Annotated in this window: 24 protein-coding genes; 7 read left to right on the forward strand and 17 right to left on the reverse strand. The window is 53.3% G+C overall.

What is annotated here, in order from left to right; genetic code table 11:
- Positions 1-85: IS3 family transposase (locus KB559_RS12090; RefSeq protein WP_211020181.1), on the forward strand; the 85-nt coding region annotated here is incomplete at its 5' end.
- 297 nt (positions 86-382) lie between these two features.
- On the opposite strand, the gene KB559_RS12095 is transcribed toward KB559_RS12090, so the two are convergent.
- Both KB559_RS12095 and KB559_RS12100 read right to left on the reverse strand, forming a co-directional pair.
- Positions 383-1267: an AraC family transcriptional regulator gene (locus KB559_RS12095; RefSeq protein ID WP_211022197.1), complete on the reverse strand. Its 885-nt coding sequence runs from the start codon at positions 1265-1267 to the stop codon at positions 383-385.
- Positions 1268-1420: 153 nt separating this feature from the next.
- Entirely contained in the window at positions 1421-2311 is an 891-nt protein-coding gene (locus tag KB559_RS12100; protein WP_211022198.1) for a LysR family transcriptional regulator, read from the reverse strand.
- Between the two features lie 123 nt (positions 2312-2434).
- Here KB559_RS12100 and KB559_RS12105 point away from each other — a divergent pair, with 123 nt between their 5' ends.
- Entirely contained in the window at positions 2435-3175 is a 741-nt protein-coding gene (locus KB559_RS12105; RefSeq protein WP_211022199.1) for an SDR family NAD(P)-dependent oxidoreductase, read from the forward strand.
- A 164-nt stretch (positions 3176-3339) separates the two neighbouring features.
- On the opposite strand, the gene KB559_RS12110 is transcribed toward KB559_RS12105, so the two are convergent.
- The 6 genes from KB559_RS12110 to KB559_RS12135 all read right to left on the reverse strand — a co-directional run bounded on the left by KB559_RS12110 (position 3340) and on the right by KB559_RS12135 (position 10336).
- A complete protein-coding gene (locus KB559_RS12110; protein WP_211022200.1) occupies positions 3340-4515 on the reverse strand; it encodes a DUF4272 domain-containing protein in 1176 nt (391 codons plus the stop codon).
- Between the two features lie 46 nt (positions 4516-4561).
- Positions 4562-5317, reverse strand: coding sequence for a class I SAM-dependent methyltransferase (locus KB559_RS12115; protein WP_211022201.1), 756 nt, complete (start codon positions 5315-5317; stop codon positions 4562-4564).
- 162 nt (positions 5318-5479) lie between these two features.
- The gene (locus KB559_RS12120) at positions 5480-5923 is read right to left on the reverse strand and encodes a hypothetical protein (protein ID WP_211022202.1); all 444 of its coding nucleotides are present in this window, start codon (positions 5921-5923) and stop codon (positions 5480-5482) included.
- A gap of 48 nt (positions 5924-5971) precedes the next feature.
- Positions 5972-6727, reverse strand: coding sequence for an AAA family ATPase (locus KB559_RS12125; RefSeq protein ID WP_211022203.1), 756 nt, complete (start codon positions 6725-6727; stop codon positions 5972-5974).
- Between the two features lie 5 nt (positions 6728-6732).
- Positions 6733-8604, reverse strand: coding sequence for an ABC transporter ATP-binding protein (locus KB559_RS12130; protein WP_211022204.1), 1872 nt, complete (start codon positions 8602-8604; stop codon positions 6733-6735).
- Positions 8585-10336 (reverse strand): ABC transporter ATP-binding protein, encoded by a 1752-nt coding sequence (locus KB559_RS12135; protein ID WP_211022205.1) that lies wholly within the window; start codon positions 10334-10336, stop codon positions 8585-8587. The genes KB559_RS12130 and KB559_RS12135 overlap by 20 nt, the downstream gene beginning before the upstream one ends.
- Before the next feature lie 274 nt (positions 10337-10610).
- Here KB559_RS12135 and KB559_RS12140 point away from each other — a divergent pair, with 274 nt between their 5' ends.
- Genes KB559_RS12140 through KB559_RS12150 form a run of 3 tightly spaced genes read left to right on the forward strand, consistent with a single transcriptional unit; the run spans position 10611 to position 13421 of the window.
- Positions 10611-10832 (forward strand): heavy-metal-associated domain-containing protein, encoded by a 222-nt coding sequence (locus tag KB559_RS12140; RefSeq protein ID WP_211022206.1) that lies wholly within the window; start codon positions 10611-10613, stop codon positions 10830-10832.
- 14 nt (positions 10833-10846) lie between these two features.
- Entirely contained in the window at positions 10847-12751 is a 1905-nt protein-coding gene (locus KB559_RS12145) for a heavy metal translocating P-type ATPase (protein WP_211022207.1), read from the forward strand.
- Positions 12720-13421: a Crp/Fnr family transcriptional regulator gene (locus KB559_RS12150; protein WP_211022208.1), complete on the forward strand. Its 702-nt coding sequence runs from the start codon at positions 12720-12722 to the stop codon at positions 13419-13421. The genes KB559_RS12145 and KB559_RS12150 overlap by 32 nt, the downstream gene beginning before the upstream one ends.
- Positions 13422-13587: 166 nt before the next feature.
- Here the strand turns inward: KB559_RS12150 and KB559_RS12155 are convergent, their stop codons facing one another.
- Together KB559_RS12155 and ssuE are read right to left on the reverse strand one after the other, a co-directional pair.
- Entirely contained in the window at positions 13588-14178 is a 591-nt protein-coding gene (locus KB559_RS12155) for a P-loop nucleotide/nucleoside kinase family protein (protein WP_211022209.1), read from the reverse strand.
- 203 nt (positions 14179-14381) lie between these two features.
- On the reverse strand, positions 14382-14939 hold the full coding sequence (ssuE, locus tag KB559_RS12160; RefSeq protein WP_211022210.1) for an NADPH-dependent FMN reductase: 558 nt from the start codon (positions 14937-14939) through the stop codon (positions 14382-14384).
- Positions 14940-15152: 213 nt separating this feature from the next.
- On the opposite strand from ssuE, the gene KB559_RS12165 reads away from it, so the two are divergent.
- Positions 15153-16052: an SDR family oxidoreductase gene (locus tag KB559_RS12165; RefSeq protein ID WP_211022211.1), complete on the forward strand. Its 900-nt coding sequence runs from the start codon at positions 15153-15155 to the stop codon at positions 16050-16052.
- A 613-nt stretch (positions 16053-16665) separates the two neighbouring features.
- On the opposite strand, the gene KB559_RS12170 is transcribed toward KB559_RS12165, so the two are convergent.
- From KB559_RS12170 to KB559_RS12180, 3 genes are all read right to left on the reverse strand, one after another.
- Positions 16666-18297 (reverse strand): NAD(P)H-hydrate dehydratase, encoded by a 1632-nt coding sequence (locus tag KB559_RS12170; protein ID WP_211022212.1) that lies wholly within the window; start codon positions 18295-18297, stop codon positions 16666-16668.
- A 48-nt stretch (positions 18298-18345) separates the two neighbouring features.
- Complete coding sequence (locus KB559_RS12175) at positions 18346-18984, reverse strand: NAD(P)-dependent oxidoreductase (RefSeq protein WP_211022213.1); 639 nt, start codon at positions 18982-18984, stop codon at positions 18346-18348.
- A gap of 144 nt (positions 18985-19128) precedes the next feature.
- The gene (locus KB559_RS12180) at positions 19129-19833 is read right to left on the reverse strand and encodes a DUF421 domain-containing protein (protein WP_211022214.1); all 705 of its coding nucleotides are present in this window, start codon (positions 19831-19833) and stop codon (positions 19129-19131) included.
- A 144-nt stretch (positions 19834-19977) separates the two neighbouring features.
- On the opposite strand from KB559_RS12180, the gene KB559_RS12185 reads away from it, so the two are divergent.
- The gene (locus KB559_RS12185) at positions 19978-20931 is read left to right on the forward strand and encodes a hypothetical protein (RefSeq protein ID WP_211022215.1); all 954 of its coding nucleotides are present in this window, start codon (positions 19978-19980) and stop codon (positions 20929-20931) included.
- 64 nt (positions 20932-20995) lie between these two features.
- On the opposite strand, the gene KB559_RS12190 is transcribed toward KB559_RS12185, so the two are convergent.
- From KB559_RS12190 to KB559_RS12205, 4 genes are all read right to left on the reverse strand, one after another.
- Positions 20996-21220: a YezD family protein gene (locus KB559_RS12190; protein WP_211022216.1), complete on the reverse strand. Its 225-nt coding sequence runs from the start codon at positions 21218-21220 to the stop codon at positions 20996-20998.
- A 62-nt stretch (positions 21221-21282) separates the two neighbouring features.
- Positions 21283-22149 carry a sulfate ABC transporter permease subunit CysW gene (gene cysW, locus KB559_RS12195; protein WP_211022217.1) on the reverse strand — a complete coding sequence of 289 codons (867 nt, stop codon included), beginning with the start codon at positions 22147-22149 and terminating at the stop codon, positions 21283-21285.
- Between the two features lie 62 nt (positions 22150-22211).
- Positions 22212-23042, reverse strand: coding sequence for a sulfate ABC transporter permease subunit CysT (cysT, locus tag KB559_RS12200; RefSeq protein ID WP_211022218.1), 831 nt, complete (start codon positions 23040-23042; stop codon positions 22212-22214).
- A gap of 80 nt (positions 23043-23122) precedes the next feature.
- Entirely contained in the window at positions 23123-24178 is a 1056-nt protein-coding gene (locus tag KB559_RS12205; RefSeq protein ID WP_211022219.1) for a sulfate ABC transporter substrate-binding protein, read from the reverse strand.
- Between the last annotated feature and the right edge of the window lie 744 nt (positions 24179-24922).

Below are 24922 nucleotides of genomic sequence, written 5' to 3' on the forward strand. Positions count from 1 at the left end.
ATATTACAACCATCACAGGTATCAATGGGGATTAAAAAAGATGACCCCTGTTCAGTACAGGAATCATCTATTGTCTGTTGCCTAAGCCTTCTCTTTTTTAAGTGTCCTTGACAAGGGTACCAGTTTACATCGGCAAGGTCTCTTTTTCATCTATCCATGATGGCTAACGGACATAGGAGCCGTTATTCGCCTCATTTTCGGCCATTTCGGATTTTAACGGTCACAGCGGCTCTTATCCGGTATAGAAACCAGCCATTCATATCGTTTCCGGCTGGATAAGGTCCATGGTGTCCGTTACATTTGGAAATGGCGTATTTTCGCCTAGATAACGGCGCTGGTGTCCGTTACGACGTTACGACAGCTTTTCATGCTCCATGAAGAGTTATCCTTTTCTTCTGACCGGGATCCAGACCTCGCTCTTGGAATCCACTTGCCGTTTGTCCAGCCAATAATATTTTTCGATGCACGGTCCTTCTACCTGCTCAAAATTAGCTGAAGGGAACCATTCGGCATAAATGCGACGCCATACTTCCTGAATTCCTGTTCCGATTTCGATATCTTCGGTAATCGCCTCGTAACCCTCAAATACAACATACGTTTGCTGCGGCGGAAGCTCCAATACAGTCAGATCGGAAGGAGCTTCGCGATCACCGGGCAACTCACAGCCCATCATATAACGTTTGCTTCCGTCCTCGGCGAAATCATAATGGTAGCCAAAAAGCAGCGAACCCGCTTCCCTGCCGGCAGCCTCATTGATCGCGTCATGCGTGCCGTCCTTCCAGATTTGCTCCACAAACCTCGGCACCTCGTCATTAGGATCGCTTTGGACGATAACCTCCTTGCCGATGACGGTATAACCCTTTTCCTCCACAATACGATAGTTCATTTCCGTTACCCCTCTAATTTGAATTTGAAAAGAGAGCGGCGGAAACGACTTCAGCTTCACGTCTTTCTTTCGGGCCGTGGAAGGCGATACGCCATGCAGCCGGATAAATGCCTTGGTAAACGCCTCCGGGCTGTCATAACCATACTTCAACGCGGTATCGATCACCTTACAGTAACCTCCGGCCAACTCCTCCGCAGCCAGCGTCAGCCGCCGGTTCCGGATGTACTCGGTTACGGTAAAGCCCGTCAGGGCATGAAACATGCGCTGAAAATGAAACTTCGAAGACAACGCCGCCTTAGCCACATCGTCGATCACGATTTCCGTTTGCAAATGCGCCTCGATATAATCGATGGCGTCGCGTAACAACCTCAGCGTTTCCATTCGCCTCATCTCCTTTCAAACCCAGTGTACCGGGGAATAAACATTTCTACCTGTCCGTTAATGCGCCATGTTGTCCGAAACCAATGGCATCGTGATCCCGGCGCGCAGTGCTTGGTCACACGGATCAAAATTGTGTACTGTGCTCTCTCCCTATCAGCGGTGCCCAGATCTGCCTAACTCCTGTTGCAAAAATGAATAGACCTTGGCGACCGCCAGGGTCAAAGGTGCTTCCGGCCCCCTGCTTAATAGGCCGAGGCTCATATCGATCGGCACATTCAAGGGTCGCGTCACGGTTCCGGCAGGTATCGGATTTAGCCCGATTTCCGGGACGAGCGCGATGCCGAGACCGGCTTCAACATAATGTTGAAGCGCCGTCATACCGCCGATTTCCATCGTATCCAGCGGAGTAGCTCCCGCTTCCTTAAGCACCATCTCCAGCTTTCTGCGGTACGGGCAAGTGGCCGATGTGATAAGCAAGCGATGACCCTGAAAATCGGCCGGAGCCAAGGTTGACCGGTTGGTCAGAACATGGTTCTCGGGCAGAAGGACAACGAACTTTTCGTGAAACAGCGGCTCGAAATATAGACCGGTTGTCAGATCCGGGGCCGAACAAAGGGCGAATTCCAATTCCCCTTTACGAATCTGCTCGCTCATATTCAGACTGCTGCCAATATCAACGGACAGCTTAATTTTCGGATACATGGCTTGGAATCGGCCTAACAATCTGGGCAAACGGTAGCTGGCCGTCGGCTCTGTTACGCCGAGGCGGACATGCCCCGCTTCTCCTGACTGAATATCCGCCAGATTACTTTGCAATTGCTCCAGCCTGTTCTTGATTTGCAGGCTCTGCTCGTAAAACAGTCGCCCCGCCTCCGTTAGCACGATGGTTTTGCCTCGTTCGAGCAGTTCCACGCCCAGTTCGGATTCAAGCCTCTGCATCTGCATCGTTACCGTAGATTGCGCATAATTCATTTCTTCGGCGGCCCGTATAAAGCTTCCGTATTTTACGATCAAGTGAAATGTCTTCAGATTTTTCATATCCATGGTTTGCTCACCGAATTTCCAATTCAATATTTTTGAACTTTCCAATCATTTAATTCAATTATACAAATAACTGAAGCGGAGATAAAATACGTTGTATCACATCAATCACGGGGAGGCTTAACCATGAACCTGAACAATAAAATAGCGCTCGTCACCGGGGGCGGAACGGGCATCGGCCGGGCGATTAGTTTGGCGTTAGCAGAACGAGGTGCGATCGTAGGGATCAATTATTCCCGCTCAAAGGACGAGGCGGAAGCCACGGTTCAGGAAATTACTAGCCTGGGAGGCCGCGCTGTCGCCATCCAGGCTAATGTTGCGAGCGAGGCGGAAGTCCGGAAGATGGCAGATCAATTGGCCGCACAATTCGGCTCGATCGATTTGCTGGTGAATAACGCCGGAATTACGAAGCATATCCCGCTGGACGATCTGGAAGCGGCCAATGAAGCCGTATGGGACGAACTGTACGCGGTGAATGTAAAAGGGATGTTTTTCTGTGCACGTGCGGTGTCTCCCTGGATGAAGAAAAACAAGGCCGGAGCCATCGTCAACCTTGGGAGCATAGCAGGCCAAACGGGATCAGGCTCCTCGCTTCCCTATGCCGTTTCCAAAGCCGCAGTTCACGGCTTGACCAAATCGCTGGCCCGGGCATTGGCCCCGGATATCACGGTCAACTGCATCGTGCCCGGTGCGGTGGCCACCCGATGGTGGGAGGGCAAAGAGGAACAAATGCGTCAGCTTGCCCCGAATCTGCTTCTTCAGCGCATCGCTGAGCCCGAGGATATCGCCCGCATGGTATGCGCTGCCCTGGAGCAAGAGGCGATGACCGGCCAAATCATCACCGTGGATAGCGGACAAACGTTGTAAACGTTGGGCGGTGATGATCGCTGAGCTTGCCACTTTCCTGCATCTTTCCGAAATAAGCTAAAAAACCTCCAGCTATTCAAACGATTTTAGGCACATAAGTCCTCTAATCCCTGAATTAACTGGAGGTTTTCCAAGCGTCACATCATATTTACAGTGTTCTTCTTCTACGTATTCATGCTGATGTCATTCCAGGCTTCATCCCGGTGGCCGATCATCCAGAATAAGGCCCGGCGGCGCTCAAGCACGACGCTTTCGATCAAGCCGGCCGGGGCTTCTTCGCCCTTAATCCGCGCGTTGACGCAGGCCCAGTGGAGACGGTAGATTTTATCCGCTTCATCCAACATTTCCTCCGGGCGCCGGATAGACGTTTTATTCAAAAACTCGTCGAAAGAATCGCAGCTGGACACCACATTAATCGCATAATCGCAATCACAAGTTTCATCCGGGAAATCCAGCTCTTCCAACAGGCCAAGCCCCCATAACAAGCCCCAGTAGGCTTCATATTGCCAGACCAGATTGATGGCATCCTGCCGATCCGGCTCCGATTGCTCCAGCAGATCCCGTTCAAATTCAGTCAGCTCTTCAGTAACTCCGAATTTGTCCAGCATATTCTTCACGAACGCCTTCGATTCACTCAAGTCCTCATCCTGATTCACATCGCAGGCATATTGTATGACGATCAGCAGGGCAACGGCTCTTCGGGCGATTTGCTCCCGCGACTTCACGGCAAGCTCCTCCAGAGGAGGAAGCTCCGGTAAAGTTTCCAGATACGGAACTCCGTGCTCCTTCAGGTACTCGATACTTCTCTGTTTTCTTTCCCCGCCCTCCGCAGAGGATTTGTCTTCTCCCCGGATCTTTCTCGTGCAGGCAAAGGGTCTGAAATCGGAAGGACCGGATTTGCCGTCACCCGTTACGATCACCTTACCCTCCCCGTCCAACAGCATGCCGTCCGGAAGAAAACCGATGCCATTCAATTTTCCGGCCAGATCAGCAAATAATTTCAGATAGTCCTGGCCGTATTCCTTCTCGGTCTCGATCGCCAGCATCGTATTGATGACGGAAATCTGCGTCAAAACCCGGTATTGCAGGTCTTCGTCCTCGAACGGAATGCGTTGATAGAATCCCATCATCCCCGGGATATTGTTCTCAAAATAATCCGGATCGCTATCCTCGGAGGCTACCCGGATCGTGATTTTGTTTTTGTTAAACCAGCCTTTCGGTTGAATGACCCATTCAGGCGATGATCCTCCCACCTTGAACACGCCGCTAAAAGTCTCATGAATAAGTGCATCGATATCCCTGGTATCGTTTCGCGATGCAAAGATCGTGAAGTATGGCATGCATTTTCCTCCTAGATATAAAGTAGATATAATTTCATCTCATCAATCATTTACGCGCTAAAATAAAAAAGCGATGCTCCCGGCTAGCTACATATCCATTTTGATTCAAACTTTTCTGCAGCTTGCAGAGCTGTCCGTAACAACGGTCCACCGAAAATCCGGGGAACTCCCATTCGATGATTTTGGCAAAGTACACCAATGCACCGATATCCAAAAACCGCACCTCAGGAAAAGCCTCCCGTTGTTCCAACACCGTAAAACCGGCTTGTTTCAACTCTCGAACACTATGATCCAAATCGAATTCCGCATCGGTGATCATCACATCCCCGCCCAGCAACAACTGCGACAGCTCGCGATTGTTCATTCCGCCTACTTGCTGGGTTATAAATATTCCACCCGGCTTCAAAATCCGGTAAACTTCCTCTACGTTGAACGCCTCATGCCGATTGATTACGAGGTCAAACATACCGCTCTCCAACGGCAAATCCGCATCATCCTCCACCAGTCTAACCTCTATGCCGTAAGAGGGCAGCTTGGCACAACACAGCTCATAGTTGGGGAGGTAAGCTTCCGTCGCATACGTCCTGCCGGACGGTGACGACAGGGATAACAGAAATTCACCGCCACCGGTGCCCATATCGAGCATAACGGTATGTTCACTCATGTATTTTGATACAGTTTCTTTATAGTCCCAAGGCAATGGCTCCTCCGCCATGCGGCCGTTCAAATGGGAAAAATCCCAACCCTCGAAGCCCTTCGCCTCTTCCGATTTCCAATAAGCTTTCAATTTCTTTTCATTCATAGACCGGTACCCCTCTTCTTTTTTTGTTTGCAAAAGATAGAGCAGGTGCAGCCGCCTGATAACGCCAATCTTCAGCCCGGTACATTCGGTTATCAGCAAAATTGCAGCTGCACCGGGCAGTTACCGTATTGAATCACCTGTAACTTTAAAATCATCATGATCTCATCCCCCCATGCTTTCGAAAAGTTCTTTGATTTTCAGCTTTAACTCCTCATTGTGTATGTAATAATGACCGTTCGTGCTGCTTGGAGTAAATGACAGCTTCGCTTCCTCATGCTCGTATAAAGTGACCGCATACAAGTAACCCACTCGGTCCTCCTGATTAGGATCAGGGATAAACTCAAAGTGACGTACTTCGCTTACCCAATCTCTGATCACTGCTTGATCTTTGATTCTCACCAGCTCTCCGGTTGAACCGTCACGAATTTCGATATAGTCAACGTTGTCGATATCGCCAGGATATAATTCATGAAGCTCTTGGGTCGTCAGCTCCGGCTCCGGCTCGCGTTTGCCGCATCCGTTTAGAATGACCAACAACGAGAGGAGCAGAATCGCCACAACTACCAACACCGGTATTCCCTTTTTCCGTGATGATTTTCGGTTCATTTTACCCGCCCTCCCGTTATTCTTGCTCTTCTTGCTCTTCTTGCCTTACTATTCCAACAGCTCTCGCAGCATTTTGTCGCGGTGGTTCATGAATTCTTTCATGATTATGAAATGATCTGTCTCCTCCAAATTTACCGTGCGGACCCCCTCGGGCGACAGTTGGTAAATCACGCTGTCCGGGTAAGCCATCAAAATGGGGGAGTGCGTCGATATGATGAATTGGGAATGTTGACCCACCAGTTCATGAATGCGCGCCAGCATCGCCATTTGCCGGAACGGGGATAGCGCCGCCTCCGGTTCGTCCAGAATGTACAACCCTTTTCCGCCGAAACGGTTCATGAATGTGGCAAAAAAAGATTCCCCGTGCGACATCATATGCAAGGATTTCCCGCCGTAGGAGTTGATGATCGGCGGCCCGAAGCTGGGCTGCCGATCCAGTTCATCGATCTCCGTAGCCAGATTATAGTAGCTCTCCGCCCGAAAGAAGAATCCGTCCCTGGGCTTCTGGAGCCCCCGGATCGGCCGGAGATAACGGTAAAGCTCCGAATGCGTAGCCGCCGTGGAAAAGGTGAAGTTCAGCGTACCTCCCTCCGGATTAAACCCGAGGGCCACGGCGACCGCCTCCAGCAGCGTCGATTTGCCCATCCCATTTTCGCCGACAATATATGTTACCTTGGGATGGAAATCGAGCCGATCCATCGAAGCGACGGCAGGCAGCTCAAACGGATAACTTGCAAATGAGGGAACCTCTTCCCGCTGCAAAACCATGCTTCGTAAATAAGCCTGTTTTTCGAACAAGTCCATTGCGCTTACCCTCCGTTCCCAGGTTCCGCTTCAGCTTCAGGGTCTTCGATTTGACCATTATGCAATTGGCTGTAAAAGCCTCCTTGCCGTAGCAGCGATTCATGGGTCCCTTGCTCGATCAGCCGGCCTTCCTTGAGCACCAGAATTTTATCGGCCTGGCGGACCGTGCCCAGCCGATGGGCGATGACGAAGCTGGTTCGGCCTTGCATCAGGCGCTGCAGCCCGTCCTGAATTTTAATCTCCGTTACGGTATCGATGCTGCTCGTCGCTTCATCCAGAACAAGAATAGAGGGATCGGCCAAAATCGCCCGCGCTATCGCCAGCAGTTGCTTCTGGCCCTGGCTGATCCCTTCCCCGCCCACGCCAAGCATTTTATCGTAACCGCCCTCCAAGCGGACGATAAAGGAGTGGGCATTCGCCAGCTTGGCCGCCTCCTCCACTTCGGCATCACTCGCGGACAGTCTGCCGAAGCGGATATTTTCCCGGATCGTCCCTTGGAACAGGAATGAATCCTGCAGTACAAACGCCATATGGCTGCGCAGACTATCCCGGGTAATCCCGGTAATATCGCGGCCATCCAGCGTAATCGTCCCTTTGTCCGGATCATAGAACCTAGACAGAAGCTGGATGAGCGTTGTTTTCCCCGCCCCGGTCGGCCCGACAAGGGCAATCATGTCCCCGGGCTCGGCCGTGAAGCTGATCCCCTCCAGCGTGTCCGCTTCCCCTTCATCTTCTTTTCCATATGAAAAGGTAACTCCCTTGAAGGATACGGCTCCCTTAACCTCTTTCAAAGTCGCCGCCTCCCGCTCATCCCGGGATTCCTCTTCCTCGTCCAGCACTTCAAACACGCGTTCCGCCCCGGCCATTGCCGAGAGCAGCGTGTTCCACTGGTTCGCGAGATCATTGAGCGGCCGCGTAAATTGTCTGGCGTACTCGACGAATACGATAATAACCCCGACCGTCACCGTTCCCCGGATGGCCAGAATGCCGCCAACCCCGGCGACGAGAGCAAAGCTGAGGTTGTTGAGCGCATTCATCAGCTTCGGGATGAAGCCCGAGATCGTTTGCGCCCAGAAACCGGACTGGCGGATCGCCTTGTTTCGCTCCCGGAATTCCCGGATCACTCGCTCCTCCTGAGAAAATGCCTTGATAATCCGCTGCCCGGACAGCGTCTCTTCGATATAGCCGTTCAAGTTGCCAAGATCGCGCTGCCGCTGTTTGTACAACGGCCCCGTCCGCCGGGTAATCCAGCGCATGCCAATCGCCATCAAAGGCACGATAAGAAAAGTCAGCAGAGTTAACAGCGGGCTAAGCAGCAGCATCACGGTTACCGTTCCCACCAGCGTCAGGACACTGGAAAAGATCTGGATCGCCGAGCTGTTCAGCGTCGAGCTGACATTCTCGATGTCATTGGTAACCCGGCTCATGATTTCGCCCTGCTGCCTTTTGCCGTAATAAGGAATCGGCAGGCGATGAAGCTTGGCAAACAGTTCGCTTCGCATGCGGTACACCGTCTCTTGAGCGACTTCGATCATCCATATATTTTGCAGCCAGCCGATCAGCGAGGAGCCCGCATAAACAAGCCCGAGCCCGGTCAAAAATAGCGCCCAAGGCCGTCCGCCACTTCCTTCGAGATAATTGTCGACGGCTACGCCCAGCAGATAAGGACCCAGCAGCGATAGTCCCGAGCTGAACACAACCATCAGCAGCACCAGCATAAGCTTGCCTTTTCGCCGCGCTAGATAATGCCAGAGCCGGCCCAGCGTGCCGGACCAGTTCTTGGCTTTCGCCTTTGGCTTCCGTCCCGCGCTTCCTCCCTGCTTGATCAACGACTCGGGAAACTCATGCCGGAACGGCTCAACGAATGCCTTGAACATGTTTATCCCCCTCCTCTTGCTGCGACTCCACAATCCGCCGGTATAACGGGGAATCCGCCAGGAGTCTCTCATGCTTGCCGCTGCCGATAAGGCGCCCGTCGTCGAGCAGCAGAATCAGATCCGCGGAAGCGGCCCCCCGGATCTTCTGCGTAATCAAGAACGTCGTGCAGGACAGAGTGTCCAGCTCTTTAAGCAGCGCGGCCTCGGTCCGCGTATCCAGCGCGCTCGTGCTGTCATCCAGGATCAGGATCGACGGCCTCCGGACAAGAGCCCGGGCGATCGAGAGCCGCTGCTTCTGGCCTCCCGACAGATTGACGCCGCGCTGACCCAGCATCGTTTCGTAGCCGTGCGGCAGCGACTCGATCGTATCGTGAATCTGCGCTTGCCGCGCCGCTTCCTGAATTTCCGCCAGCGTTGCATCCTCCCGTCCCCAGGCGATATTTTCCCGTACCGTACCCGAGAACAGGATGACTTCCTGCGGCACATAGCCGATCGATTCCAGCAGCAGAGTGCTGTCCATCTCACGGATATTCCTGCCGTCCATATACACGGCTCCATCCGTCGGCTCCTGTAAACGGAGAATCAACTGAACGAGCGAAGATTTCCCGGACCCGGTCGATCCCAAAATCGCTACCCGTTGCCCCGGCTGAACCGTGAAGCTAATATCCTCCAGAACGGCTAATTCGCTGCCCGGATACCGGAAACCGACTTTGTTAAATTCGACCTTGCCCGTTACGGATCCCTCATTACGGCGCACATCCAGTCCGCTTTGTTCCGTATCCGTATTGCGATCCTCTGTGTTCAGCACCTCACTAACCCGCTGACCCGAAGCCGCGGCCCGGGAGTAGGAAGTCATGATCCAGGACAACGCCGATAAGGCGTGGATGATCCGCAAAGAATAGTTGGCTACCGCCACCACCGCACCAACCGTTGCTCCTCCGGAGGCGATGTCGATCCGTCCGAACCACAAGATGGCCAAAATGCCCGCATTCATAATGAACAACGCAAACGGCATTGTCGTTTCCGCTAACCGGAGTGCCGACACCGTCCCGTCCATCAATTCCTTGCTCTGCCGCTCGAAACGGGCATTCTCATGATCCCGGCGCACAAACACCCGGATCAGCCGCATGCCGACCAGATTCTCTTGAACGACTCCGTTCACGCTGTCCAGCCGTTGTTGAACCTTTCGGAACCAGACCGATGTCCGCTTGATCATCCAGAACACAAAAGCCAACAAGAGCGGAACCAACACCGTCAGCATCAGTCCCAGCTTCACGTTCACGATCATACCCATAATCATGCTGCCGAGCAGAACCAGCGGCACGCGCGTTGCAAACCGCAGACTCATAAACACCATATCCTGAAGCTGGGTTACATCCCCCGTCAATCGCGTAATCAACGAGGAGGACGCAAACCTGCTAAACACGGGATACGAGAATTTCTCCACTTTTTCATACAGCTTGTCCCGCAGGTCGTAGCCGAACCCCTGACTTGCATGGGAAGCAAAAAACGAACTGGAAATTCCGGCCGCAAATGCTACCGCCGCACTGACCAGCAGTACGCCTCCCCACAGCCACACTACCGAAAGCTGATGCTTGCTGATGCCGTCGTCGATGATTTTGGAAATGAGCAGCGGTTGAGTCAGTTCCACCGCGAGCTCGATCAGCATCATACAGAACGCTGACATGGCGGCAACCCGGTACTTTTTTAGAAATGAAAAAATAAAAGCCATGAGTATCCCTCCTGTTGCGCAAGCACGGTCCCCTTCGCCCCAAATCCGCGATCCGAGCCGCTTGTTCATCAATGGCAAAGCCATGACTGCCCTGTAAACGTTTGGTAAACCACATTATTTTATTATAGAACAGATAGACTGCGATTTGTATGCCTTTACATAAAGGAGATGACTTTCGAATTTAAACTTGAGCGGCGTCAAGGTAATAGGAAGAATCGCGCTCTATACTTTAACCAGAAACATCAACCATCCATCAAACAAGGAGGAACTAAAAATGAAGAAGCTCGTATTTGGCCTTGAACCGTTGTCCTGTCCTTCATGTATTAAGAAGATTGAGACCGCGTTGAATCATACATCCGGTGTGGAGGATGCCAAGGTCTTGTTCCATTCCGGCAAAGTGCGAATTCAATTTGATGAAGCCATCGTTCAGCCTGAAGCTCTGAAACAAATCATTACCCGGCTTGGCTATCCTGTGATCTCGGAAAAATCATCCTGAAGCGAGGTGGCGACATGAATGCCAGACAGACATCTTTCCTTACCCTGATTTCCGGGTTATTGCTCTTGAGTGCCGCATTACTGCATGGGGCCGGCTGGCCTGAAGGGCAGCAAATCTCGCTGCTGATTGCCACGGCTGTCGCAGGAGCTCCTATTGCATTCAAGGCATACAGGGCGATTCTCGGAAAAGCGTTCAGCATTGAACTGCTCGTCACGATCGCTGTGATCGGAGCTCTGTATCTCGGAGAATATGTGGAGTCGGCAGCGGTCACCTTTCTATTTTTGTTTGGAGCCTTTCTGGAATCCCGAACACTGGAGAAGACCCGCTCTTCCCTAAAATCCTTGATCGACATGTCCCCGCTCGAAGCCATCATTCTTCGCAAAGGGGTGGAGACACGGGTGCCGGTTGAGGAATTGGCCGAAGGAGATCACGTGGTGATCCGCTCCGGGGAGCGTGTTGCAGTAGACGGAACCGTAATGAAGGGCCGTGCTGCCGTGAATGAATCTCCTCTAACCGGTGAAGCCGTCCCAGTCAATAAGACGATAGGCGACTCCCTTTTTAGCGGTACAATGATAGATAATGGATACGTTGAGGTTCTGGCGAAAAAAGTCGGAGAAGACACGGTCTTTGCCCGGATGATCGAATTGGTCGAGGAAGCCCAGGAGTCGAAATCGAAAACCCAGAAATTCCTGGACCGCTTTGCCCGGATTTACACCCCTTCCGCCGTGTTATTATCCATTCTCGTATTTCTGGTGACCGGAAAGCTGGACATGGCGATCACTTTTCTGGTCATTGCCTGTCCGGGCGCCCTGGTTATCGGAGCACCGGTATCCATCGTGTCGGGAATAGGAAACGGGGCAAGGCATGGAGTATTAATCAAGGGCGGGGAAGTTATGGAGAACCTTTCCCGTGTGGATACCGTCGTCTTTGACAAGACGGGGACGCTTACGCTCGGCCGGCCTGCCTTGAGGGAAATCTCTTCATTCAACATGGATAGCAATGAATTGTTACGCCTGGCCGCTGAGGCGGAGACGGTCTCGGAGCATCATCTGGGGCTTACCATCGTCAAAGAGGCGGCGCGAAGAAATCTGCCGCTTTCCGGCAAACCGGATCAGGCAGAAATCATAAAAGGCAGCGGAATCCGGGTGGCTACCGGCGGAATATCGGTTGCTGTCGGAAACCGCAGCCTGATGGAATCGGAAGGGATTGCCGTGAGCACCTCAGCGGAGGAGGATGCATCCCGCCTCGAAAAACTCGGAAACACCGTAGTGTTCGTGGCGGTTGATGGAAAACTGGAAGGTCTGCTCGCGATTGCCGATGAAATCCGGCCGGAAGCCGGGCAAGCGATACGAAAGCTGCGTGAAGCCGGTGTGAACAGGTTCATTATGCTTACTGGCGATAATCGCCATACGGCGGAGCTTGTCGGCCGCAAGCTGGGGATAGATGAAGTGCACGCCGGGATGCTGCCCGATGGAAAAGCCGACTTCATCGGCAAGCTAAAGGAACAAGGATACCGGGTTGCCATGGCCGGAGATGGAATCAATGATGCTCCCGCGATCGCGACGGCCGACATCGGTTTGGCTATGGGCGAAGGCGGGACCGACATTGCCATGGAAACCGCGGATGTCGTGCTGATGGCCGATCGCCTGGATCAATTTGCCCACGCCTACTCGCTTGCCAAGACCACGGTACGGAACATGAAACAAAACACCTTTTTCGCGGTCGGAACCGTTGCTCTCCTATTATTCGGCGTGCTGACCGGGCAAGTATTCCTTGCTTCCGGTATGTTCATTCATGAATTAAGCGTCCTACTCGTCATCCTGAATGCCGTCCGGCTCGGACGATTTAATGCGAAATCATTAGCAAAGAAAGGCGTTGATGAAAACCATGTCAGAGGAAATAAGCAGCTGCAATCATAAAGACCATGACAAGAACAGCTATTGCGTTTCGATCGTTCCTATCTTCAATCATTTGGAGGCTGCCGAATTGAAGGAAATCGTCTCGACCGCCCGATCGGTATCCCATCCCCGCGGCCAAATGATCTACCGCCCCGGGGAGCCTTCCGAAGGCATTTATATCGTGCATAAAGGAAGTATGAGGATCTTTCGCGAATCAAGCGGAGGAAAGGAACAGCTCGTTCGAATACTTGGACCCGGGGAATTCAGCGGGGAATTGGCGCTGTTCAACGAATCGGTGCATGACGCCTACGCCGAAGCCCTGGAGCCATTGGAAATATGCATGATAAGTCGGGAAAGCTTACAGACCTTTTTGCTGAAATACCCGCAGATTGCACTAAAGATGCTGGCCGAGTTCTCCTCGCGTCTGGCAACCAGCGAAGAACAGGCGGCACGAATCGCCATGGAAACCGTAGAAACCCGGATTGCCATGTATCTCGCCGGCCAGGTGGAAGCGTGGAAGAACGCCCGCATCAAGCTGCCGATGCGCCGCAAGGATCTCGCCTCCCACCTCGGTACCACGCCGGAAACGATCAGCCGCAAGCTGGCTGACTTTGAAGCTGCCGGCTGGATTCGTCAGACCGGGCAACGCGACATTGAAGTCATTGATTTGGAGGCGCTATTGCTTGTTTAATGGACTAGGGCTAGCGCATGGGGCGATCGCTGCTGCTTGCGTTCCATGCAAAAAAACCGCTGGAGCCATGCTCCAGCGGTTGAATTTCAATTCAGGCTCAATTCGCCGTCATTTCACCGAGATTATCCTCTGGCCAAGGATTGCTGACTGATTGCCCGGTTCCTTCCTATTCCCCGGCAACGAACCGATACACGTTCTCCGCCTTTTCTTCCGTCAGCTCACCGCTATTGTCGAACACGTACACAGAAGATTCGGGGATATCCCAGTTGATTTCCGGTACGAACTGGACGCGGTGCTTGAAGTCATCCCAATGCTCCAATTTCCAGGTGTCACGCTCGGTTTGTCTGTCGATGATGCGCTCTTTTTGCGTCTCCATATCCTTCAGGGCGACCACCACTACCTTAACGTCGACATCCTGTTTGGATTTTCCGGCCGCTGCCAGCACTTCTTCGATCCATGCCTTGTTTTTTAATTCCGCTGTAAAGGGCGAAATCATAAACACGTTTTGGCCGGCCGCCAGGTTCTCGATGCAAATATCCTTCGTGGTGTCGTATTCCAGATCCCGCAGATGCTTCTTATAAAAATCGGAGTCGCGGTCGTTGACATCCAGGCCGTTCATTTCCAGAATCTTCTCCACAAAGCGTCCGCCGACCGTATCCCGGTCCAGAAAGGCAGCTTGCATGCGTTCCGCCAATTTACGGGCCACCGTGGTTTTGCCGGTCCCGGCCACTCCTACAAAGAACACTAATTTTTGCATATCTCTCGTGAATCCCCCTTTAATTTAACTTTCAGCTTTCTTCATTGTACTACCCGCATCGCTTCATTCCAACCGTCTGTACAATAATCCGTGCCACAGCCAGATCTTGTTGCCGTTTCAGGAAACGGCGTAATAAAAAGGCAGGCTATTCAGGACGCATAATCCCGAACAGCCCGCCTAGCCTAGCGTCATGGTCAGCTTATTTATTTGGCCAAATCCGCGGAAGCGATCCGCCGGCGAGTTTCCTCGGCCAGTTCCTTGATGTTCTCTTCCAGTCTCCCTTTCAACTCTTCCGCGATATCGAATCCGCCTTGCTCTGTCCGGGCTACCTGAGAATCGACCGTATATACCCCTCCTAGAATATGGCGTGCGCCAAGCGCTGCCAACACCGGCTTCAATGAATAGTCAATCGACAGTAGATGCGCAAGACTTCCTCCGATAAATAACGGCAGGATGATTTTTCCGGCCAATCCTTTTTGCGGGATCAGATCCAAAAAGGTTTTGAGCACGCCCGTGTAGGAAGCCTTGTATACCGGGCTGGCTACAATTACAGCGTCCGCTTCGGCAACCAGTGCATTGGCTTTGACGATGTCTTCACTCTCAAATTTCGTATGTATCAGATCCTCGGGAGGCAGCTCGCCTACATTCACATGCTGCACTTCAAAACCTTCCTTGGCGAGCAGATCCTCCGCTAGGGAAACTATCGCGGTCAGCCGGGATCCCGGCGTCGGCGTTCCGTTGATGATCGTTACTTTTGCCATGCGGGTAACACTCCCTTATCTCAAATTCAATTCCGATTAAATCAGTATACTTTAAAATGATGCTATCAATATTTTTACAAAAAGTCAATCGAGGCATAACGGGGATACAAGCTGCTTGGTGACCGCTGCGGTCACCTTTCTCTGGGCGAACGCATAGAATGATTCATAACGATAGCCAGTGGACATTGTCCAGGGAGGAGCTTGAAAAATCATATGATTCCCGTATACCCTTATGTCGGTAAGGAAACGGTATGCCGCGAGCAGCCCATCGCCTTTCCGCCGCAGCATCAGCCGGTACAGCCCGGTCTTGAGAGCCTGATGAACCCCAGACCGATTTCCGAAAATCCGGAGTACCGCGGCAGCGGCAAACTAAAAGGCAAGGTGGCGATTATTACCGGAGGTGACAGCGGCATCGGCCGGGCGGCGGCGATTGCTTTTGCCAAGGAGGGCGCTGACCTCGTCATTCCGTATTTGTGGGAAACCACGGACGCGATGGACACCAAACGGCGGATCGAGGAACTGGGGCAGCGCTGCCTGCCGATCAAAATAGATCTCCGCCACAAATGCAACTGCGAGTTTGTCGTTCAGGAAACCATCCGCTGCTTCGGGCAGCTTGATGTCCTCGTAAACAACCATGGCGTCCAGTATCCGCAAAAAAGCATCGCCGATATTTCAGAAGCCCAGTTATATCAAACTTTCCAAACGAACATCTTTCCTTTTTTCTATATGGTCCAGGCGGCGCTTCCTCATCTGAAATGCGGCAGCTCGATCATTAACACCGCCTCCATCACCGCATACCAAGGCCACAAAACGCTGATCGACTACTCGTCGACCAAAGGAGCGATCGTCTCCTTCACGCGTTCGCTTGCGCTCTCGCTGATCGACTGCGGCATCCGCGTCAATGCCGTCGCTCCGGGCTCCATCTGGACTCCGCTGATCCCGTCCAGCTTCTCTGCGGAGGAAGTGGCCGTTTTCGGCACGGACGCCCCGATCAAACGCGCAGGCCAGCCGTTCGAGCTTGCTCCCGCCTACGTCTATCTCGCAAGCAGCGACTCTTCCTTCGCCACCGGCGAAGTGGTGCACGTAAACGGCGGTGCTATGGTCACGACGTAGTCGGGGCAGGTAGGTTTGAGGGGGCGGGTTATGGATAGCCTAGATGCTGGCCCGAGGGGCAACGAGATCCCCTCATTGGAATAAATCCAACCATTTAATACCATGGGTTAAAAATGAGCCTCCTCATTGGATAATATCCAATCATTTCCCGCCAAATGGACTCCTTTCGCTCAAAAACCGTCTCTTCATTGGATTTTATCCAACCACCTGGCTCTTAAAGTAACTATGATGGTCTTTTCGTTGGAAATTTTCCAATCCACGATAGGCGGGTGTGGGCTTCTGCCGGTTTCTTGCGGGATTCTGCTCGCTCTTACGGTATCTGCCCGCTCTTACGGTATCTGCCCGCTCTCACGATAATTACACTCATTCTTACGTTAATTCTGCTCACTTCTACGACGTGCTTAGACATCACTGCAAGCTCCGCAACCCGGTGGCGCACAACATATTACTATTACCTTCCCTAACTGCAACTTATGCGATTTAATCCGCCTTAATGTTGGAAAGCTGCATCCTCAATGTGTTATGAATTCAATAAAGAACCCGGACGTGTAGTCCGGGTTCTTTATTTTGCTATGCAACTCTTAGATCAACTTGGTTCCTTTTACCCGGATAATTACAGCGCCTCGATGATGTCACCGGCCAGCAGAGAGGCGGGGTTGGCGCGGCGGGCGGCGGCCTGTTCCCCTGCCAGGCCGTGCAGATACACGCCGAGCGCGGCCGCCTGGACCGCGTCCAAGTCCTGGGCCAGCAGCCCGGCGATCAGACCGGTCAGGACGTCGCCGGAGCCGCCCGTCGCCATGCCGGGATGGCCGGTGACGTTCACGAAGACGCGGCCGTCCGGGGCCGCGATCACGGTGCGCGAGCCCTTCAGGACGAGCGTCACCTCGTGTTTGGCGGCGAACTCGCGGGCGACGCCGACCCGGTCCCGCTGGACCTCGGCCGTCTGCAGGCCGGTCAAGCGGGCCATTTCGCCGGGATGCGGCGTAAGCACGGTCGGCGCATCCCGGCGCGGCCACGCCGCAAGGCCTCCGGCCGCGGCGAGGATGTTCAGGGCGTCCGCGTCCACGATCAAGGGACGCGAAGCGCCCTCCCACAAGGCGCGCATAAATGCCGCCTCGCCCGGGAACCGGCCCAGCCCCGGGCCGACGGCGAGCACATCGCGCGCCTCCAGCAGCCGCAGCACTTCGTCCGCTGCGGCTTCATTCCATGCGCCGGCCCCGCCGTCCTCGGCCGGCGTCAGCATCAGCTCGGGCACCGCTCCGAGCATCCGCGGCAGCAGCGCTGCCGGCAGCGCCCACGTGGCCAGCCCGCAGCCCGCGCGAAGCGCGGCTTTGGCGGCCAACAGGCCGGCGCCGCTCATGGGCAAGCTGCCTGCGGCGAGCAGCACGTGCCCGTAAGTGCCCTTGTGCCCGTCCGCTTCACGCGGCCGGCCAGGGTCGACGCCGAGCTCCGCCCGCAGCGTCTCCTCCGTCAACACCGCGCCCGCCGCCGCCATTCCTGGCGGCAAAGCGCGGGGAATGCCGATATAGCGCACGACCACTTCCCCTGCCGCTCCGGCTCCCGGATACTGCGTCAGCCCCGCCTTCAGGAAGGCGAGACTGACCGTAATCCGAGCCTGGATGCAGGGGTCGTGAAGAGCGCCCGTATCGGCGTCCAAACCGCTGGGGATGTCTGCCGCAACAATCGGCAGACCGCTTGCGTTCGCTTCCCGGATGAGGGAAGCGTAAACCCCGCGCGGCGCCCCCTTCGTCCCGGTGCCGAGCAGCGCGTCAACGAGGCCGGTCGCCTGCCGGCCCCGTGCCTCATCGCTTCCCCGCAGTCCGGGGATCCCCCCGGTTTCGGGGTCGTACACCATTCCCGGCAGCCCGAGCGCCTTCGCGATCTCGTACTGGGCCGCCGCCTCGCCGCGCAACAGGTCCGGCGACTCCGCGTAAACCAGGCTCACCGCCATGCCCGCATCCGCCAAATGGCGGGCGCAGATCAGACCGTCGCCCCCGTTATTTCCCTTGCCGACGAGAATAATCCAATGTTCGGCGGACATTCCATCCGATTGCGGATTCGATACCAGTTCTAACAATCCCGGAGATCTGTTCCCTGTCTCAGAACTGCGGGAACGGCAAAACCGCAGCACTTCCTCGGCAATCGCTCGTCCCGCATTTTCCATAAGCGACATCGCGGGGATGCCCAGCTCTTCTATCGTATATCGGTCCACTTCCCTCATTTGCTCCGATGTCACGAATTTCATTTTACATCCCCCCATGGCACCCTATCTGCAGCTTTCTTGAGTTTCCGCTTAATAGGCTACCGTAAACCGGGCCTGTACGAACTGTGGATCCTCTGCTTCATCCAGTAGTGCTACAGCGTAGTCCTCTATCGAAATCCGGCTTTGATCCCGCTCATCGGTAACGAGCTGGTTCATCCCGATCCGGAACTGACCTGTCCGTTTTCCAGGCTCAATTATCGCAGCAGGACTCAGTACCGTCCAAACGATGTCAGAATCTTTGTAAATGTTGAACGCATCCTCGTGAGCTCGCGCCAACGGCCGTAATTCCTCAGGAAACTCCGGCGAGTCCAGCAATCGGACACCCGGTGCCACTTCAAGACCTCCTGCCCCGCCAACGGCAATCAATCGGCGTGCTCCACCGCTCCGAGCACCCTCGATCAAGGATCGGGTTGCCTCGGACAGCTCGTTCTCCGCGCCAAACTGTGGACCGTATGCGCTGATTATCAGATCGGAGCCTTCCACTACACCGGCTACCGAATCCGGCATCAAAATATCCCCGGTCACCACATGCAAGTTTTCTCTTCCCGCCTGGCCGCTTAACTTATTAATATCCCGGACTACGGCCGTAACTTCGTGCCCCCTCCGCAACGCTTCCTCCAAAATGGCCTTGCCGATCATTCCCGTACTACCGAAAATTGCGATTTTCATAGTTTTGTCCCCTTTCTTCCGATTCCAAGTCGAAATCTATCCAAGTAGTATGCACCAATGGTGCGCTAAATTTCCTCTTTCACTTTATTACCCTATTCCGCAAACACATTCCTCCGCAAGGAGCTGGATTGACTTCTCCTTCATCTAATAACGCGGCTCCCGAAAAGAGCTATTCTTATATTTCAAAATGTATAACCCATCCCCTTGCTTCCATTCCGCATAGGCGACATCCTTCGGATCTTTGCAGCCCTGCTGCGTCAACTCCTCGCGAAGCCAGGTCTCTTTTTTGCCGATCAGATTTAAATGCTCTTGGTTTATCTCTCCATCCTCAATCAGACTGTAGGACAAATGCGCGGATTTGGTCTCAAGACCGAGATCCTGACGCGTTACCGTTTCTTCATCCGGTTTCTTCATGACACTGAGCGAACCGTTAGCTTCAAATATAGCATAAGCAACCTCCCGAATGAAAAATACGTCGTGCTGTCTAAGCAGCATTCGCAGCTGATCGAAATCAAGGCTGTTCTTCTTCAACTCATTCAGATCGACTTCCCCGTCCCGGATCAGAATAGAGGGTTTCCCGTCCAATACCCCTCGCGCCCGCTTCGCATACTGGGTCACTTTTTCAAACAAATAGGATAACACACCCCACAAGAGTAGCGAGAAAAGCAAATGGCTAAACTTAACGTCCTCCTGATACACCGTGTTCCCGACCAGTTCGCTTAACATGAGGGAAGACACAAAATCAAAGGGAGTCAGTTGGGAAATCTCCTTTTTGCCTAGAAAGCGGGTAAGCAGCCACAGCCCAACAAAACCGACGATCAGCTTGAACGCAATTTGTTCGAAATCCATAGCTATTCCTCCTGCAGTGTAATGCCATCTATATACCCACTTTTGCTAGGGCGTGAAAAAAGAACCGTTTTAGCGGGAAGCGCTTGAAATGCGCCATGAACGTGTGCAATAGTGGAGAGAGGAATATCGAAAGGGTGATGGTCGTTGTCACTGTCGGAATGGATAACCTGGCTTCAGCAGCACAATTCCGCCTCCTTGGTCGCCTTTTTAGCGCTTATACTTTTCCTGAGCCTATACGGAGCAACCGAGTGGAGAACTGCGCGTAACATAAACTCCCGGCTTCGGCGGTTCGACTCCAGCTTGCAGCTTTATGCCGCTGCGGAGAGTCCGCTGATTCAAGCGGCCGGGCGCCCAGAGCTTTCAAGCGAGGAAGAACTGCTGGTTGCTGAGCGGCTGCTGGCCTGCCGGGCGGCGCCTTACATCACCGCAGATGTGCTTGCACAAATTTCCGCCTATGCAGGCGATCGGGACACAGCCCGACTGCCGTTGCTTATTAAGACTCTGGAGCGGGAGAGCGAGCGTCTATGCGCGGAAAGGGACAAGCTTCTCCGCCAATCGGAAAGCCCTGGCTGGGGTTATGCACTATGGAAACAAATACGATCGGCTTTGCCTTTTCTGTTCGCAGCCGCATTGTTATATCTGATCGTTTGGCTAGTTCGAATGCTAAGCGGGGAAATCCCTATGGATGGACATCGTTTTGAGGAATATTTGAACCATTGGGCTTGGTTCGCTTCGGCGATATTCTCTCTTCTGCTTCTTTATCCGGCGCTTATGGGAGGGAACCGTCCCAACGCAGGAGCCGTGCTGCTGCGGATTTGGTCGGTGTTCATTGCGGGATTGTATTTGCTTCACCTGCTCGGTCCGACTTTTGCTCCATACATACTGACCGTCCAAATTATGTTGTTCATTGCCGGTTTTCGCTTCACCGGAAACAAGCCCCGGAAATCCCGTCCGTTTGTCGGACATTACAGCGACGAGGAGGAACTTGAACCGGTTGAGACCGCAGAGGGGGCTTCGGGAGCCCAGGAAGTCAGCTACGGACAGCCACAGTCACAGATCCAGCCCCAGCAGCCGCAAAACAATCCAGATGAAAAATAAAAAGCTCTGCAAATAAAGACGCCTCCATCTCCGCTTTTTAGCGGGTTGGAGGCGTCTTTTTCATCTAACGGGATTCGGTTTTTCGCAGAGGCTTGGCTGCATGGCGGGGAGCGCCAGCCGATTTCACCGGTGAAGCGGCGCCTAGTTCATACCGTTTTCGTTCCGTCCGTTCCACTTGGACGATCTGTCCTTCATGAACAACAATGTTTAACGAGCCGAACTCCATTTCATTCAATAGCCCTGCGATTCGTTCCAACCAGACACCATCTACCTTTAACGGTTTTGCCATATGCAGCCCTCCTGTTCTTAATCCTTCTTCCTCATATCTCCAAGTTATCTCTTTAAGCCATCCTATTGTTGATGTTGGCTCTTTCTCGTAAACCAGCTCTTGAGCAGCAATGTAACCAGCGCAAGCAATAGAAGCAAGGATGCCACGGCAAACGAGGCGGAAAATTGATACTCGTTATACAAAATTTCAACGTGCAGCGGCAGCGTATTCGTTTCCCCCCGGATATGCCCGGATACGACGGATACCGCACCGAACTCTCCCATCGCTCTCGCATTACACAAAATAATTCCGTACAACAGACCCCATTTGATATTGGGCAGCGTTACTTTCCAGAAAATCCGGAATCCGCGGGCTCCCAGCGTTACCGCCGCTTCTTCCTCCTGCTGTCCCTGGTCCTCCATCAACGGGATCAACTCCCTCGCGACGAAAGGAAATGTAACGAACAAAGTAGCCAATACTATTCCCGGTAAAGCGAAAATCACTTTCAGGTCATGCTCCTGCAGCCAAGGGCCGAACCAACCGTGAGCCCCGTATACAAGCACATAGATAAGTCCCCCGATGACCGGCGATACGGCAAACGGTAAATCAATCAGCGTTACCAAAACCTGCTTGCCGCGGAACTTAAATTTGGTGATGGCCCAGGCCGCCGCTACACCGAATATGGTATTCAGCGGCACCGTGACGGCTGCCACGAGCAAAGTCAGCTTCAAGGCGGACATAGCGTCGGGATCGCGGATCGCGTCCACGTAGACGCCTAGCCCTTTCTTCAAAGATTCAATAATGACAACGGCCAGCGGCAAAACGATTAGCCAAAGCAGCACAAGCACTGCCGCGCCGATCAAAACCCATTTTGCGACTCCGGACGAACGCGTCGTCCGATTTCTGGCCGTTGGAGTTTTAGCGGATGCTAAAGGAACGGAACCTGCCATTTGCTCTACCCCTCTCTCCGGTATTCTTTCCGGTTCTGAATTCGCGCAAGATTATCCCTACACTAACGCGCTGTTTTACGAACCCTGCGCTGCAGCGAATTTATGAGCAGCATCAGAACGAACGATATCAGCAACAGCAGCAACGCGACCGCCGTCGCACCGGCGTAATCGAACTGCTCCAGTTTCGACATAATGAGAAGCGGAGCGATCTCTGTCTTCATCGGCATATTGCCGGAAATAAAGACGACCGATCCGTACTCTCCGATGCCGCGGGAAAAAGCAAGCGCAAAACCGGTCAACAGAGGCGGCAGCAATTCCGGAAGGACCACCTTGCGGAAGGTGCGGAATCGGCTCGCTCCCAGCGTAGCCGCCGCTTCCTCTACCTCCGCATCCAGATCCTGCAGCACCGGCTGCACCGTTCTGACTACAAAAGGAATACCGATAAACATTAGGGCAAGCGTAATGCCGATGGGTGAGAATGCCAGGCGGATGCCGAGCGGTTCAAACAGTGAGCCGATCCAGCCGTTTTGGGAGTAGATCGCCGTCAGCGACACCCCGGCTACCGCAGTAGGAAGCGCGAACGGAAGATCGATCATCGCATCGAACAATCTTTTTCCGGGAAAATCATATCTGACCAGAACCCAGGCCAGCAGCAGTCCCAGAACGGTATCGATGAGTCCGGCCGCCGCCGCGGTCAAAAAGCTGATTTTGTAGGAAGCCAATACCCGCGGATCGGTGGCTACATCCCAGAACTTCGCCCAGGTTAGTCCAGTCGAATTCAGCAGCAGCGCCGATAACGGAATCAACACTACAAGACTGAGATAAAGCACACTATAGCCCATGGTGAGCCCAAAGCCGGGCAGCACCCCGCGCTTGGAAGCGCTAGTTTGCATGAACCTTCATCCTTTCTTCCCGCGTCCCGCCACGGACAAACCTAACTGTAGCGGAACGCGCCTCCGTTGGTTACGGTCGGTCATTTAGGCGTGTAAATCTGGCTGAATATTCCTCCGTCATTAAAATGCTTCGGCTGTGCTTCATCCCAGCCTCCGAATACTTCATCGATTGTAAATAGCTTGATTTCCGGGAATTGATCGGCGAATTTCGTCTTCACGCTATCCAACGTAGGACGGTAATAGTTCTCCGCCGCGATCGTCTGCCCTTCCTCGGAGTACAAATATTCCAAGTAGGCCTCCGCCACTTCACGGGTACCGTGTTTGTCGACGTTTTTATCGACTACGGCTACCGGTGGCTCCGCCAAAATACTTTCGGACGGATAGACGATATCGAATTTATCCGGGCCAAGCTCTTTTACGGACAACCAGGCTTCGTTTTCCCAAGCGAGCAGTACGTCACCGAGTCCGCGTTCTACAAATGTCGTTGTCGCTCCGCGGGCCCCGCTATCCAATACAGGAACATGCTGGAACAACTCTTTGACAAACTCTTGTGCCTTGGCTTCATCGTTGTTGTTTTGATGCAGGGCATAACCCCAGGCCGCCAGGTAATTCCACCGGGCACCGCCGGACGTTTGCGGATTCGGCGTAATCACTTCCACGCCGTCTTTGATCAGATCGTCCCAGTCCTGGATCCCTTTCGGATTTCCTTTCCGCACCAGGAACACAATCGTCGAAGTGTATGGCGAGCTGTTCAATTCATATTTTTTCTGCCAATCCTCCGCGATCAGTCCGCTATCTTTAATGGCATCGATGTCGTATCCCAGCGCCAGCGTGACCACATCGGCTTCCAGTCCGTCGATGACCGCCCGCCCTTGCTTGCCTGAGCCGCCATGGGATTGCTTGATCGTCACCTTTTGTCCTTTTTCTTGTTCCCAGTAAGCTGCAAACGCCTTATTATAATTCTCGTATAATTCCCGTGTCGGATCGTAGGATACGTTCAGCAGTTCTACACTTTTCTTGCCCCCGTCATTCTTAGCACCGTTCTTTGCATCGGTTTCCGATCCGCAGGCCGCGAGCACCGCCACCATGGTCAGAGCCAACCCGATTAGAACCCCTTTTTTCATTCTTTTGCTCATCCGTATCACTCCTATCTCTTCTTGTTTTTTGTCATGCCGAGCAGGATTTTCTCTCCTTCGCCAAACCGTTAAAAAAACGGAGAAACGCTCCTGCCCGATCGGTCAGACCGAGCTGCTACCCGTGTCTGCCATGGCAAGTAGAGCGTTCCTCCGTCCGTACGGCTAGAACCATTTAAGATTATTCCTACCTGTTTAGTATGTTATGTAGTTATTCTAAATGCCCGGGTGTTGGTTGTCAAACCTTTTTTTGAAAAAATGTCCTTTTAACACTACACTTTGAGCATCATTCCATTCCATAAAGTCAATTCCCATCGTTTTCATTGGAAATATCCACTTAAACAAGCGAAAAGATGCGACCTACGGGCTTTCCATTGGATAATTCCAATGGAAAGACGGCAAACTTCCTCTTTTGGGGTCAATCGGGTACATTCCATTGGAAATATCCAGTGACTTAATCGGAATTAAACTAATCTCGGGAAACTCATTGGATAAATCCAATGAAGGGATCGTTATGCGCTCCTTCCTGCATACCACTCTGACTATTATCGAAACGCGCTACTTTTACCACTCGATATCCGGGCAATCCAACGCCCTTCCATGCTCCTTCATACTCTTTTTTTCTCTTCCGCACCCCTATATCCTCCGCGCTCCCCAGCGATCTCCCTCCTCTACACTCTTCCTTTTTACTCTCCGATCCCTCCATCCCCTTCGTACTCCACCATGCACACTTGGACTTCTACATAC

It is taken from the genome of Paenibacillus sp. Marseille-P2973, assembly GCF_018101095.1.
GTDB classification, from domain to species: Bacteria; Bacillota; Bacilli; order Paenibacillales; family Paenibacillaceae; genus Fontibacillus; species Fontibacillus vini.

Coding starts and splice junctions, on each gene's coding strand:
- KB559_RS12095 (WP_211022197.1), bottom strand. CDS start 1,267: ATGGAAACGCTGAGGTTGTTACGCGACGCCATCGATTATATCGAGGCG.
- KB559_RS12100 (WP_211022198.1), bottom strand. CDS start 2,311: ATGGATATGAAAAATCTGAAGACATTTCACTTGATCGTAAAATACGGA.
- KB559_RS12105 (WP_211022199.1), top strand. CDS start 2,435: ATGAACCTGAACAATAAAATAGCGCTCGTCACCGGGGGCGGAACGGGC.
- KB559_RS12110 (WP_211022200.1), bottom strand. CDS start 4,515: ATGCCATACTTCACGATCTTTGCATCGCGAAACGATACCAGGGATATC.
- KB559_RS12115 (WP_211022201.1), bottom strand. CDS start 5,317: ATGAATGAAAAGAAATTGAAAGCTTATTGGAAATCGGAAGAGGCGAAG.
- KB559_RS12120 (WP_211022202.1), bottom strand. CDS start 5,923: ATGAACCGAAAATCATCACGGAAAAAGGGAATACCGGTGTTGGTAGTT.
- KB559_RS12125 (WP_211022203.1), bottom strand. CDS start 6,727: ATGGACTTGTTCGAAAAACAGGCTTATTTACGAAGCATGGTTTTGCAG.
- KB559_RS12130 (WP_211022204.1), bottom strand. CDS start 8,604: ATGTTCAAGGCATTCGTTGAGCCGTTCCGGCATGAGTTTCCCGAGTCG.
- KB559_RS12135 (WP_211022205.1), bottom strand. CDS start 10,336: ATGGCTTTTATTTTTTCATTTCTAAAAAAGTACCGGGTTGCCGCCATG.
- KB559_RS12140 (WP_211022206.1), top strand. CDS start 10,611: ATGAAGAAGCTCGTATTTGGCCTTGAACCGTTGTCCTGTCCTTCATGT.
- KB559_RS12145 (WP_211022207.1), top strand. CDS start 10,847: ATGAATGCCAGACAGACATCTTTCCTTACCCTGATTTCCGGGTTATTG.
- KB559_RS12150 (WP_211022208.1), top strand. CDS start 12,720: ATGTCAGAGGAAATAAGCAGCTGCAATCATAAAGACCATGACAAGAAC.
- KB559_RS12155 (WP_211022209.1), bottom strand. CDS start 14,178: ATGCAAAAATTAGTGTTCTTTGTAGGAGTGGCCGGGACCGGCAAAACC.
- ssuE (WP_211022210.1), bottom strand. CDS start 14,939: ATGGCAAAAGTAACGATCATCAACGGAACGCCGACGCCGGGATCCCGG.
- KB559_RS12165 (WP_211022211.1), top strand. CDS start 15,153: ATGATTCCCGTATACCCTTATGTCGGTAAGGAAACGGTATGCCGCGAG.
- KB559_RS12170 (WP_211022212.1), bottom strand. CDS start 18,297: ATGAAATTCGTGACATCGGAGCAAATGAGGGAAGTGGACCGATATACG.
- KB559_RS12175 (WP_211022213.1), bottom strand. CDS start 18,984: ATGAAAATCGCAATTTTCGGTAGTACGGGAATGATCGGCAAGGCCATT.
- KB559_RS12180 (WP_211022214.1), bottom strand. CDS start 19,833: ATGGATTTCGAACAAATTGCGTTCAAGCTGATCGTCGGTTTTGTTGGG.
- KB559_RS12190 (WP_211022216.1), bottom strand. CDS start 21,220: ATGGCAAAACCGTTAAAGGTAGATGGTGTCTGGTTGGAACGAATCGCA.
- cysW (WP_211022217.1), bottom strand. CDS start 22,149: ATGGCAGGTTCCGTTCCTTTAGCATCCGCTAAAACTCCAACGGCCAGA.
- cysT (WP_211022218.1), bottom strand. CDS start 23,042: ATGCAAACTAGCGCTTCCAAGCGCGGGGTGCTGCCCGGCTTTGGGCTC.
- KB559_RS12205 (WP_211022219.1), bottom strand. CDS start 24,178: ATGAGCAAAAGAATGAAAAAAGGGGTTCTAATCGGGTTGGCTCTGACC.